The sequence below is a fragment of the Anaerococcus sp. Marseille-P3625 genome, assembly GCF_900232825.1.
In the GTDB taxonomy this organism is placed as follows: domain Bacteria; phylum Bacillota; class Clostridia; order Tissierellales; family Peptoniphilaceae; genus Anaerococcus.
The window spans coordinates 1-13,111 of sequence record NZ_OCTP01000009.1 but is presented as its reverse complement, the minus strand read 5'-3'; the positions used below and the strand labels follow the sequence as shown (position 1 = coordinate 13,111).

At 32.3% G+C, this 13,111-nt stretch carries 12 protein-coding genes and 1 tRNA gene; 1 reads left to right on the top strand and 12 read right to left on the bottom strand.

Going from position 1 to position 13,111, the window contains the following annotated elements; translation table 11 throughout:
• Positions 1-65: 65 nt before the first annotated feature.
• The 12 genes from CS884_RS00740 to CS884_RS00685 all read right to left on the bottom strand — a co-directional run bounded on the left by CS884_RS00740 (position 66) and on the right by CS884_RS00685 (position 11,886).
• Positions 66-141, bottom strand: a tRNA-Gln gene (locus tag CS884_RS00740).
• Between the two features lie 104 nt (positions 142-245).
• A complete protein-coding gene (locus tag CS884_RS00735) occupies positions 246-452 on the bottom strand; it encodes a sulfurtransferase TusA family protein (protein WP_099320184.1) in 207 nt (68 codons plus the stop codon).
• A complete protein-coding gene (gene yedE / locus CS884_RS00730) occupies positions 449-1,510 on the bottom strand; it encodes a YedE family putative selenium transporter (RefSeq protein ID WP_099320183.1) in 1,062 nt (353 codons plus the stop codon). Before yedE ends, CS884_RS00735 begins: the two co-directional genes overlap by 4 nt.
• Positions 1,511-1,529: 19 nt before the next feature.
• Positions 1,530-2,900, bottom strand: a complete 1,371-nt coding sequence (locus CS884_RS00725) for a Na+/H+ antiporter NhaC family protein (RefSeq protein ID WP_099320182.1) — start codon at positions 2,898-2,900, stop codon at positions 1,530-1,532.
• 12 nt (positions 2,901-2,912) lie between these two features.
• Positions 2,913-4,025 (bottom strand): uroporphyrinogen decarboxylase family protein, encoded by a 1,113-nt coding sequence (locus tag CS884_RS00720; protein WP_180753278.1) that lies wholly within the window; start codon positions 4,023-4,025, stop codon positions 2,913-2,915.
• Positions 4,026-4,070: 45 nt separating this feature from the next.
• Positions 4,071-5,183, bottom strand: coding sequence for a uroporphyrinogen decarboxylase family protein (locus CS884_RS00715; protein ID WP_099320180.1), 1,113 nt, complete (start codon positions 5,181-5,183; stop codon positions 4,071-4,073).
• A gap of 8 nt (positions 5,184-5,191) precedes the next feature.
• A complete protein-coding gene (locus CS884_RS00710) occupies positions 5,192-5,704 on the bottom strand; it encodes a hypothetical protein (RefSeq protein WP_099320179.1) in 513 nt (170 codons plus the stop codon).
• The gene (locus CS884_RS00705; protein ID WP_099320178.1) at positions 5,705-6,118 is read right to left on the bottom strand and encodes a DUF4430 domain-containing protein; all 414 of its coding nucleotides are present in this window, start codon (positions 6,116-6,118) and stop codon (positions 5,705-5,707) included.
• A 9-nt stretch (positions 6,119-6,127) separates the two neighbouring features.
• Positions 6,128-7,699: an ASKHA domain-containing protein gene (locus tag CS884_RS00700; RefSeq protein ID WP_099320177.1), complete on the bottom strand. Its 1,572-nt coding sequence runs from the start codon at positions 7,697-7,699 to the stop codon at positions 6,128-6,130.
• A complete protein-coding gene (locus CS884_RS00695) occupies positions 7,696-8,343 on the bottom strand; it encodes a corrinoid protein (RefSeq protein WP_099320176.1) in 648 nt (215 codons plus the stop codon). Before CS884_RS00695 ends, CS884_RS00700 begins: the two co-directional genes overlap by 4 nt.
• Entirely contained in the window at positions 8,336-9,115 is a 780-nt protein-coding gene (locus CS884_RS00690; protein WP_099320175.1) for a uroporphyrinogen decarboxylase family protein, read from the bottom strand. Before CS884_RS00690 ends, CS884_RS00695 begins: the two co-directional genes overlap by 8 nt.
• Before the next feature lie 251 nt (positions 9,116-9,366).
• Complete coding sequence (locus tag CS884_RS00685; RefSeq protein WP_099320174.1) at positions 9,367-11,886, bottom strand: ABC transporter permease subunit; 2,520 nt, start codon at positions 11,884-11,886, stop codon at positions 9,367-9,369.
• 80 nt (positions 11,887-11,966) lie between these two features.
• Here CS884_RS00685 and CS884_RS00680 point away from each other — a divergent pair, with 80 nt between their 5' ends.
• Complete coding sequence (locus CS884_RS00680) at positions 11,967-12,860, top strand: ABC transporter ATP-binding protein (RefSeq protein ID WP_099320173.1); 894 nt, start codon at positions 11,967-11,969, stop codon at positions 12,858-12,860.
• The last annotated feature ends 251 nt before the right edge of the window (positions 12,861-13,111 follow it).

Sequence of the window (13,111 nt, the reverse complement as noted above, 5' to 3'; positions counted from 1 at the left end):
GACACATAAATTATAACTTTGATTAGCTTTGTCGCATACGATTTTCCCTTATAATTAAAATATTTTGGCTGGGATAGTAGGACTCGAACCTACGATCTCCAGAGTCAGAATCTGGTGCCTTACCAACTTGGCTATATCCCAATAATCTTATTTACCCTTATATATTAACACAAATTTTATTTTTTGGATAATTTTATTTAAAAAGATCCTTGCAAAAATTTACAAAGACCTTTTTAGCTCATTTATTATTTATTTCCAATAACTTTGTAATAATCTTTTTCTTCATTTACACTAGTTTTGTAACCAGCATTTTCTAGAAATCTTATTACATTTTCTTTGGCTACTTCTGTATCTACTAAAACCTCGATATTGTTTTCGCCTGTTAGGGTTGCTTCTTGGGTTAACATTATTGGTTCTGGACAGCTTAATCCTCTTGTATCTACTTCTTTCATGCATTACTCCTTTTTGACATACTTGCTATTAGTAAGTTTATTACAAAACAAATTGCTACTGCTATCATTCCATTAACTGTTGGACCTTCTGGGCTTGATGCTAGTCCAAAGTTGTGAGCAAATGCAGCCCCTATGATTAATCCTATTACTGTAATTGCTGCATCGTTATCGCCTTGACCTGATAATACTGTTTGTCTAATTGGGCAACCACCCATTAATACTGATGAGAATCCCATCAATAGTGTTCCTAGGAAATTCCACAAGTGATTGCTGTGAGCTACTGGTTGTTCAGCAAAGCCAAATTTAAATTGGCCAAATACTAGGTTCATTACTAAAGCACCGATGAAAATTCCAAGAGCTCCCATAAATAAGGTATTATCTTTTACTAAAATTATATCTCTAAATGCTCCTGCTGTACAAAGTCTTGTTCTTTGGAATAAGGATCCAACGATTAATCCTGCTATTATTGACATTATAATTGGAGCATGTTTAGATCCTGGTCCTTCTGTTGCAAATACTATAAATTCTGGTTTTACTAGCAAAAATACTAATAATAAAACCATAAATGCTGGCATAAAATATCCGGCAATTTTGCTTTGATCATGAGCACGTCCTAGAGAAAATCCTTTTTTTAGGAAATATACGCCGATTGCTATACCACAAATAAAACCTAATAAGCCGACAATTGCATTGGCATCTCCACCTGCAAGTCTAAGTATTAGTCTAAGTGGGCAACCTAAAAACATCAAAGCTCCTATCATTGAGGTAAATCCAAGAGTAAATCTTAAAATTGGAGCAGATCCTCCCTTAGATTTGAATTCTCCTCTGATATTAGCCATTATACAAGCTCCTAATATAAAGCCTATAATTTCTGGTCTAATGTATGAAACTTTTGCTGCTGAGTGAAGGCCGATTGCTCCTGCTATATCTCTCCAGAAACAAGCAAGGCAAAAACCCATGTTACCAGGGTTGCCATTTTTTACCAAAAATGCGGCTATGGCACCGATTATCAAACCTGCTATTAGGTTTATTGTTTTACGATTTTTATTAATTTCCATAAAATCCTCCGATTATTTTTTATAAATTTTCTTTTAAAATTGCACTTTCTGGCATGTCTTTTTCAAAATTCCACTTATCTTTAGTTTTTGCAAAATCTACAAATATTGATAAGATTGCAAAAGCTGCTAGTAGGTACTGGTAAAATAGAAATGGCATTATGTCAACTGGTGCAAGGAGTCCTTGGGTAATTTTTGCTGCTATTAGAAGCTGAATTCCATAAGGGATAAGTCCTTGACCAACGCAAGAGAAAATATCCAAAAGTGAGGCCGATCTTCTTGGGTCAACCTTATAATCTTTTGATAATTTCTTGGCTATAGGTCCTGCAATTACAATGGCTACGGTGTTGTTGGCTACAGCTATATCCATCAAAAATACTATTAGGCAAATTCCAATTTCCGCAGATTTTCTTCCTTTTACAAAGCCCAAAACTTTTTTGTTTATAAAATCAAGTCCACCTTCTTTATTAACCATGTAGGAGAGTCCACCAATAAGCATTGACAAGATAAAAATCTCTGTCATTGATGTAAAACCTTCATAGATAAGTTTTGATAGACCTATATAATCAAAGGAATTTTGGAAAAGCATAATTACGCTTGCAAAAATTATTCCACTGGTCAAAACTACAAATACGTTGATTCCAATAAGGGCTGTTACCAAGACAAGTAAATATGGCAATACTTTTACTATTTCTATTTGGCTTGTTTCTATTGGAATTACAGTTTCTGGTCTACCAAAAGCTATAAATAATACCAAAGTAATGATAGCTGCTGGCAGTGCGATTTTTAGGTTTAGGTTAAATTTATCTTTCATATCTACATTTTGAGTCTTTGTTGCAGCTATGGTCGTATCGGAAATAATGGATAAGTTATCTCCAAACATTGAACCAGACACTAAGGCTGCAAGGCTCATAGCAAGATTTAGACCAGCTCCTTGGGCAAGGCCTATTGTAACTGTTGTAAGAGCTGAGATGGTTCCTACTGATGTACCAGTTGCTGTTGACATAAAAGCTGCTATTATAAAAATTCCTGCAATTATAAGATTGGCCGGGACAAATCTAAGACCAAGATTAACTACTGCATCCCTACCACCGCTTGCTTGAGCAACTGTAGAAAAAGCTCCTGCAAGTAAGTAAATTAGGCACATAGTTATGATATTTTCATCGCCACAGCCTGCTATAAATATAGAAAATTTCGAATTTAAGTCATCTTTAAAAAGTATAAAGGCAACTATTACAGCGACAAAAGCTGCAACTGGTGCTGGCATTTGATAAAAAGCATTTTCCACGCCTTGAATTTGCAAAATAATTCCTGTTACAAAATAAATTATTACAAAGACTAATAAGGGTATCAAGGCATAGGCATTAGCTTTAGTGTTTTTATAAGTTTCCATTTTTTATCCTCTCTAGCTTTTAATAGCTTCTGGCATTTGACCGATTTTGGCATTATTGCCATATTTATTGATTGCGTAGATAAAAGCATTTAAATTTTCTATTGGCGTTCCTACTGGTGAGCCACAGCCTGTAGCTGCTATATAGCCACTTTTGGCATCTGCTGCTTTTTTTATGCAAGTTTTTACAGCTTCTATTACATCATCAATACTTCCATAGCGCATCACTTCTACTGGTGCAACATTTCCCACAACTATAAGCTTATCCTCGATTGCTTTTTTGCAAGCTTCTAAGTCCTCACAATTATCGACACTGAAAAAATCTATATCAAAATCTTTATAATATTTCCATTGTCTGTTGGTATGGCCACAAATGTGTAAATTTGGCTTGATTCCATTTAGTTCATAGTAGGCACTTAGTTGTTTTTTTAGATAAGGTAGGGAAAATTCCAAAGCTTGTTTTGGCGATAAAATATCATCGCAAGCTACTGGGTCAACCACCATTACGCTTGTCGGTCCAAATTCCTTTTTGAAAGCTTTTGCCCAAGATAAGTTAGCCTCATAGCAAAAATCTAAAAGTTTTTTTACTCCATCAGGATTTTTCTTAAGATCTCTAAGAAGTTTATCCACTGGTCTAATGGCTGCTGCCGTTGTAATTGGCCCTGGGATTTCAGTTTCAATTACCATATCAGGAAATCTATCTTTCATGATTTTTCCTCTTTTTAGCTTTGCAAGCAAAACTTCGTTGCTATAGGGATCTGGCATTTTTATTAGATTCATATTAAGCTGATCTTCCATGACAAATTTTTCTATATAATCTATGTCATTTTCTGGAAAAACAAGCTTTGATCCTACAGCTTGGCCCATAGTTCTAAGAGAAAGCTCCTCTGTTAGTCCAACTATTTTGTAGTGATCGTATTTGTATTTTACAATATCAGTTAGGACATCGACATCTTCCAATTGGCTAATGCTATAAGAAAGACAATTTGCAATTATCCTATTGGTGGACATTATTGCAAAGGGAAGATGATCCACCACCTGACCATTTAGATAGGCGGAAATCCTTTCACCCGAACTAATCTTTGGCCTATAATTTTCCATTTCTATTTTTAGTTCTTCTTTATCCATCAATCCTCCTTTCATAAGTATTTATACAAAAAGCTTAAATTATCATTATTGATAAAGAGCTTTTGGTATTTCATTAATTCTTGCATCTTTGCTATATTTTCTTACTGCATAGACAAAGGCATCGACATTTTCCTTGGGAGTTTCTGCTGGAGTCCCACAGCCTGTTGCAAGTATGTATCCATTTTTTGCATCCGCTCCCTTTTTTATACAAGCTTTAACAGCATCAATTACATCATCAATGGTCCCATTTTTCATAATATCAACTGGTGGAAGATTGCCCATTAAGCCTAATTTGTCTTCTATGGCAATTTTGCATTCCTCTAAATCATGGCAATTATCCACGCTAAAAAATTCTATATCAAAATCTTTTAAATCTTCCCACTGCCTTTTGGTGTGGCCACAAATATGTAGGTCTGGCTTTATGCCATTAAGTTTTCTAAGTCCACTTGTCAAAGCTTTTAAATATGGATATGAAAATTCCTTGGCTTGTTTGGGAGATAAAATATCATCGCAAGCTACTGGATCTGCAATCATAATTTTTCCTGGTCCAAATTCCTTATAAAAAACTTCTGCCCATTTCATATTTGCTTCTAGGCAAAATTCCAATAATTTTTTCACTTCTTCTGGATTTTTTCTTAAATCTCTTAGTAATTTGCTTAAAGGTCTAAGAGCTGCTGCCGTGGAAATTGGTCCAGCAAGAAAAGTTCTAATAGGATGGTCGGGAAATTTTTCTCTTAATTTTCTTGCATTTGCTAATTTTTCTGCCAAAATCTTATTTTTGTAAGGATCTGGCATTTGCAAAAGATTTACATCAAGCTTTTCATCTAGGAAATATTTATCGACACGATCTATTCCATTTTCTGGGAAAATCCCAGTAGATCCAAGGGCGTAGGCCATGGTTCTAAGATTTAGGCCTTGAGAAATTCCAAAAATCTTATATTCATTTGCTAATTTGTCGGTAACTTCAATTTGCCTGTCGATATTTGAAAATTCTTTTATAGAATAGCCTAAATTATATCCATAAACCACATCCAAGCTCATTATATTGTAGGGCAGATGATCGACTCTTTGTCCACTTAGATAAGCCTTCAATCTCTCATGTGAATTCATCTGTGATGGGTATTTTTTAAGTTCTTTTTCCAGTTCTTCTTTGTTCATTTTTCTTCCTAAGTTAGACTTCTAAAATGTTTCTTGCCGGTGATGTATTCTTCCAATCTTTTGATTAGGATAAAATAAATGGCAATATTTCCCAGCATATGGTTGATATCAAAGGGAATTGAACCCACATACAAGGCAATAAATGAAATTTTGCCTGCATCTATTATCAAAACTTGCATTAAGGTAATTAATAGCCCGTAAATAAATCCTGATCCGCCAAGAGCTAGGGCCTTGGTCAAATCAGTTTTATTAATTTTTTTAAAAATTATAAAATTTATTAGGCTTAGTATGGCAAAATCTACAATTTGAAAAATCACCCAATAACCAAAGCCCAGATAAAAGCTTGTCACTGTCATGGTTATGGCATTTACAATTATCGCTTCGTCAAGCTTTCCATCAATGGCAAGAATTAGGATAATATCTGATAAAATTTGCACATTGGGAATAAGTTGAAAATTAATTCTACTTAACACACAAATGGCGATAAGACTTGCAAGTCTTGTAAGTTTTCTAGTATCCATCTACATTTGTTCAAATCTAAATTCTATTTTATCTCCTTCTTTGACTTCATAATCGCCGATGCCAACTTCTGCCATTTGGTCGTTTACATAATACATCCAGTATTGGTTTTTATCCTTATCTTGGCTTATGCCTGCTAGTTCTGTCATCATTCCATTTTCAAATTTAGCTTGGTGTTTTTCTTCTAGGTATTTTTCTAGACCATCTTTTCCTATTTCTGCATCTTCTGTTAGGATTTCTTTGTCATTAACCTTATCGTAAATTGTTATCTTTACACTTGTAGTTTCTGGAGTTTCAGATTTTTCTTCTACTTTTGTTTCTTCTTTTGGCGCTTCTTTTGCTTGATTGTTACAAGCGCTTAGGCTTAGACTTGTGATTGTTAAAATTGCTAATAGATATTTGTTGATTTTTTTCATATTTTCCTCCTAAAATTGCATAGCTCTTGCAAATGTTTTTTCATAATCTTTGCTTGTTGAAAGTTCCACATAGGAAATTTCCTTGGCCAAGTCTTCCATTTCATTTTTTATTTGGGGATTCATAAGAGCCATATATGCCCCAACTAGGGACGAATTTCCCACATAAGTTATCAAATTTTCTACTTCTTTTGGCAAAATTCCAACTTTGCTTATGTCAGATTTTTTTAGATGCGAGCCGAAAGCACCAGCAATTATTACAGAATTTAAGTTCTCTATTTCAACTTTTTCTATTTGTAAAAGTGTTAAAAATCCCGATAAAATCGCGCCTTTGGCAAGTTGAACTGCTCTTATATCATCTTGGCTTAGGTAAATTTTATTTTCCTTATCTAAAATTATAAATCTCTTACCATTTTCATTTTCTCTGATATAGTTTTTTCTAAAATCAGAATTTTCCAAGTTTTTTGGATCTATTATCCTTCCTCTTTTGTTAATTAATTTATTCTCAATCGCATCTGCTACGGCGCTTAGTAGGCCGCTTCCGCATATGCCCTTAGCTTTTTTACCTCCTATAATTTTTAGTCTTATTTGATCTTTTTCTATTTTTATTTCTTCAATAGCTCCTCTTTCTGCACGCATACCAGATGATATATTCATCGCCTCTAAGGCTGGCCCTGCTGCAGTTGAGCAAGCATACAATTTATTTCTAGTTTTTAGAACCATTTCACCATTTGTTCCAATATCTATAAATAAGGTATTTTCCTTTTCTTTTAGTTTTGTAAGATAAACTCCAGCTACTATGTCGCTGCCTATAAAAGCTGAAACATTTGCCAAAGTGTAAAGATTTGCGGGAAAATCTATGGCCAAATCTCTTGCGTAAAATTTTTGCCCTTGTAAAAATTCCGCCTCATAGGGAAATCTCCCAAGTTTTCTTGCATCAGCTCCTACTAGCATGTGTAACATAGTAGTGTTGGCAGCTACAATAATTTCTTTGATAAAATTTTTTTCGATTTCAAAATCTTCTATGAGTCTATGCAAAAGCTCGTTTAAGCTTTTTACTAAAACTTCTTTTAATAGGTCTTTTCCCTTGGAGTTTTCATATTCAAAGCTAATTCTAGTCATTACATCAAGACCGTATTTGCTTTGAGGGTTAATAGATGAAGTTTTGCCCACGATTTCACCAGTTGATAAATCTACCAAATAAACGGCAATTGTCGTAGTTCCAATATCTATGGCAAAACCATAGCCAGATCTATAATCTTTTTTAAAATCAGGAATTTCCCCAACATCTAATATTTCTAGTTTTGAATTTTCGTAAAAATTTCTTATTTTTATATCAGTTTGCGGAGAAATTTGGCAGGCAAGTCTGATATTTTCCTTAATTTCTTCTTTGCTTAAAAGCAATTTTTCTTTTTCGCTTGGTGGATTTACAATTCCAGATAAAATTTTTATCTTGCATTTGCCACAAGTTCCTTTGCCATTGCAAAAATTATTGATCTTTACAGAATTTTCCAAAAAATCTTTTAGGACATCTTCTCCACTTGCTTGAAATTCTGTGTCTAAATTTTCGATTTTTATTTTCATTTTCCAATAAAACTTTTGGCTACTTTTACAGCTTCTGTTGCATTTTCGCTATAGGCATCTGCTCCGATTTTTTGGGCAAAGCTTTCTGAAACTGGGCCTCCTCCAATCATCACAATAAATTTATCGCGAAGGCCTCGCTCTTTTAGCATATCTATAACTTTTTTCATATTTTCCATGGTTGTCGTCATAAGAGTTGACATCATTATAAATTTTGCATCATTTGCCAAGGCTTCATCTATAAATTTTTCGCAAGGAACGTCTTTTCCCAAATCTATCATCTTAAAACCAGCTATTTCTAGCATAAGTTTTACTAAATTTTTACCTATATCGTGAGTATCGCCCTCGACAACGCCAATAACTGCTGTCGCCAAATTTTTTTCTTGGTGACTTTCCATTTTTTCTGTTAGAACATCGATACCGTTATACATGGCATCAGAGCAAATTAGAAGATCTGAAATATAATATTCTTCTTCTTCAAAAAGTTTGCCAACCTCGTTCATTCCTTTGATAAGCCCCTTAAAAATCGCCTCTTCTGGATCGTAGCCTTCAGCTAGATAAGCCCTACAAAGATCTGCAATTTCCTCATCTTCTTCATCTATAACCATCTGTGCCATCTTATCAAAATATTCTTCTTTCCTAGGCATTTTCCCTCCCTATTTTAATCTTGTTTACTTTATCAAAACTTTTATCAGCTAAATTTATGCATCTATCGCCCATAAGGGAATTTTCGCTAAACAAAATATCTATGTATTTTTTAGGTTTTTCAAATTTTATCTCTTCAAAATAAGCCTTATCTAAGTCAATGAGGGCAAAAGTTGATTTGGGGCAAAGGTGAAAAGTAAATTCGTAATTTTTTCCCAATAGCAAAACTTTTTTTAAAAATTTTTCCAAAAAATCGTCTACATATCTTGCAATTTCTTTTTCTCCCAAAACTTTGGGATCAAGGATACTTTCAGAAAAAGAAAAAACTTTTACATCTTTTTCAAGCATTTTTTTAATAAAATCTATGTAAATATCTGAAAGTTTGTCGTAAAGATCATTTAAAATTTCTCTTTTTTTCTTCATAGCTCGCATAACTTTTGTAAGTTCGAGAAAATTATCAAGTGTTGCCAAAGGTCCTCTAATTTCTATTACAGTTTTTGCTGGATCTAGAATTTCCAAGGATTGTACCATAGTTTTGTAAGCTTGATTTTCATAATCCATTTGCAAATCAATTTCTTCAATTTTTTCAAAAATTGGGACAGCTTTTATCCCATTTTCAAATTCGACTCCCAAACAAACAGAAATTATGGGAATGATTGGAAGTGAAATATATCTGCCCGATTTGGCAAATTCTGCCATAAGCTTTGGATTTGTATAAGTTTCTTTATTTATGGCACGACTTGGATTATCCACGCACTTATAAGATCTAATCATAATTTTCCTCACAAGCTTTAAAAGTTTTTTCCACAAAAAAATTAATGATTCTTATGGAAATTTGCACATAGCAAATACAACCAAAAGCGTGTACTTTTTAGGAAAACCTAAGCTTTTAGTTCCATAATAATCATTAATTAGCTCAAAAAAGATTTAAATAAGTGTACTTTCCCTAAGGATTATCTAAATCTCTTGATATTAACTTAACATTTATAAGCACTATTGTCAATATTATTTATAAATCTTCTAAATTAATCAACTCTAGTGCTTATTTTTCTTCCTACAAAATAAATTATTCCACTTAAAATTAGCATAAGACTTATGCCCTTAGCGACACTTATTCCCAGGATATTTTTCTTTACAGCTATTGATCCATCGACTACATCGTTGATTGAAAAATATGCCAAAGGATTAAAACTACTAGTATTTGGCAAATATCTTACAGCAAGTATTAGGATTAATCCAACAAGTGTCATAATAAAATAAATCTTATATCTATTTTTGATTTTTACACTTAGGCTGTGGGCAAAAGTATAGAGCAAAACAAGTAGGCTTAGCGAAAGCGCCAAAGCTTCTAAGAGATATTTTCCAAGGCTGATATAAGTGTAATAGGATGAATAATCCATATTTTCCATAGGATTTTTAACTGCTCCCTCATATCTTAAAATCGGATAAGCTAGTGTTTTGCGAGGGTCAAAGATAAGTCCAATGATAAGTATAAGAGCTAGTACAAAGGCAAAATATTTCAAGGATTCTAGCAAACCAACCAAGTATTTCTTATCATAATATTTTCCCTTATCTATTGGATTTGTGTATAAGAAATCCAAAGAATCGCTTTTTTCAAAATCTCTATTATAATTTGTCCCGAAAAGATAAAGGCAAAGCAAAATCAAAAGTACTGGCAAATTGTATTTGTAGATAAATCTATAAACTAGCATAAAAGAAGAAATATCAAGCGGAATTTGTCTTGCCATGGCAAAGTCTAAATCTTTAGGATTTTTATCCTCGTCATACCAGCTAAGAGACCTGTTAAATAAAACTTTCATCGGCTTTAGATCTTTCTCTAGCAAAAGTTTTTTATAATTTTCCCTAACTTCTTTAGAAAATACTGACAAGTCCCCATTTTTTAGAGTAAGTGGATTGATATTTACGCTTTCTTCAGCAAAAACATTGCCCCTATAATCTCGATCAAGTCCATCAATATAGGCGTTGGTTTCATATAGCAACTTGTAAAAGTTCGGATCCTTTTCCCTATAAAGATTTTCCAAATTATTGTATTCTTCAAGTCGCCTGGTCGATTCTTCAAATTCTTTGCGATTTTCTTCCATATAAGAAGATTTTGGATAAAAATGCTCTTCTTTATTATTTTCAATGCTCATTGTTAAGGCTAATTTTAGCATATCCGCCTGAAAATATTCTTTTCCAACATTATTTACATAGTACAAATTGGATGAAATTAAAACAACTATCAAAAATCCTCCTAGAATATAAGGAATTTTTTGATCTAAGAATTTCCCGCTTTTGTAAAATTCAAATCCCATAATAGACGTTGGCTTTGTTCTTGAAATAGCCTTATACTTTAGTTTTATCATCTTATCAATGGCCAAGAATCTAAAGGAGATCAATAATAGGACAAATATTAGAATTAAATATATTACAAAAAACATGACCCTTACCCTTGGACCCACATAGACAAAAGGATTGTTTGAAACTCCATTTAGACTTGGATCTAGCTCATAAGCTCCCAAGAAAAACTTATCGTAGGTAAAATATATAGGATTGTAGAGATTTTTTAGTTTGTCAAAAACATCGGTCACTATATATAAAAGGGCAAAAATAGAGCTTTGAATGATGGTTGCAATACTATTGTCTTTAAAAATTAAAATTATTAAGCTTGAAAGGGCAAAAATCAAAAGGCTTTTAAAAATAAAAAGTCCTACTACTTTTTGTAGATATTGATAAAATAAGATGTAAATTTCCTTATATTCATAAATTCTAATAGGAAAATCCAGCAAGAAATTTATATCTTTTTTAATTAATCCACAGATAAAAGAAAAGAAAAATATTAATAGGCTATAAAATAGACCCAAGCCGATAAAACTTATGATTTTATTTAGCAAATATCTTTTTCTAGAAAAAGGCTCTGTGAAATACAATAAGATATTATCTTTTTTGTAATCATCTCCTATGGAATTTACCAACAAAAATCCCAGCAAAATACAAGGAATAAAGCCAAAATATAAATTTAAGTTGGTAAATAAAATATTGGCAGAGCTTTGGTAATTGTCATTTAAAAACTTATCCACATCGACCTTGTTTTTATCCAAATATTGGTAAGCCACATCATAATAAGAAAGTTTTTCCTCATATTCTTTTGTTAGTTTTAGATCATACTTATTTATAAAATTTTTAATCTCATTGATGTAATCATGGTTAACAGCTGGATAAGAAAAATCATAACGAATCTCTTTTTCGCTTCTTTCTTCGTCATCGCCCTTCATTTTTTGTATTTTTGTATAATCTTCATTAAATTCCTTGCTTTTTCCTTGCCAAGCATATTCATTTATGCTTATCTGCTCAAGAAATGGAGCATCTTCTTGGCCAGATACAACTTCATACAAAAAATCAAAATCTCCAACCGCCTCATCAATTTGCCTATCAAACATATTTATTGAAAAAAAGTTGCCATAAATAGTAAGAATTAAGGCAAGCAAAAAAACCGCCCAAAAATTGCCATTTTTAAAAAATTTCTTTATCTCAAGTCTAATCATAATTTCCCCACTGCTTTATCTGTGTATTTTATTACATTATCATGTTATAATTATTATAGCACAAAATCAAGGAGAGTATTATGATTGTTGACGTAAAAAATTTAAATAAATCTTATGGCAAGCACAAAGTTTTAAATGACCTATCATTTAAGATAGAAAAACCCCAAGTCCTAGCCCTTATCGGTCCAAACGGTTCTGGCAAATCTACTCTTATGAATTGTATGATGAATCTTATAAGCTTTGATAGTGGCGAGATTGAAATTTTGGGCAAATCTAATAAAGATTATGAGATTTTTAGAGAAGTTTCTTTTCTAAAAGATAATAGAGTTTTATATCCATATCTAACAGGCTTTGACCATCTTAAATACATTTGCGATATACAAAAAATCCCCCAAGAAAGAATTGAAGAAGTTATAGAACTTGCTGATATAGGATCTTTTTATAAAAAAATCGTAAGCTCCTACTCACTTGGCATGAAGCAAAGGCTTCTTCTTGCTATGGCTCTTTGTAATAATCCTAAGCTTATACTTATGGATGAGCCTCTAAACGGTCTTGACACTGATAGTATTTTTAAATTTAGAGATTTGATAAAAAACCTTGGCGAAAATAATACGACAATTCTAATTTCTTCTCATAGCTTAAATGAGCTTGATTACATTACTAACGATATACTTTTTCTAAAAGGCGGTTCTGTAATCTACGAAGATATAGAAATTTATAAGCAAACTGAATATAGGATATTTTTAGAAAATTCAGACGATATGAAAGTTTTACAAAATTTTTTAGATACAAATTCAGAAAATATAAAATACCAGATAAAAGAAGCTGAAAATTCCATAATTTTTAACCTTAAAGATTCAAAAATCAACCAAGTCTTAAGTTTTATCTACGAAAATAATATAAAAATCAAAAAAATCCTAGCAAAAACTTACGGTGCTGAGGATAGGTACAGGAAGATTTTTGCCCTTGACTAAATTTTTAAATTCAGAATTTATTTACTCTTCTAAAATATTAAAAAACATAATCTAATAATTGAAATATAAATAAATAATAGACAATTATTTAAAAAAATAAAAATATCAAAGAAAATTCTAATAAAAAAAGGCACAAAAAAACTGATACTCATGTATCAGTTTAATTTGTTTAGCAGCTTCCTACTCTACCGGGAGGCTTCCCTCCGAGTACCATCGGCGTTGTTGGGCTTAACTTCTGTGTTCGGTATGGT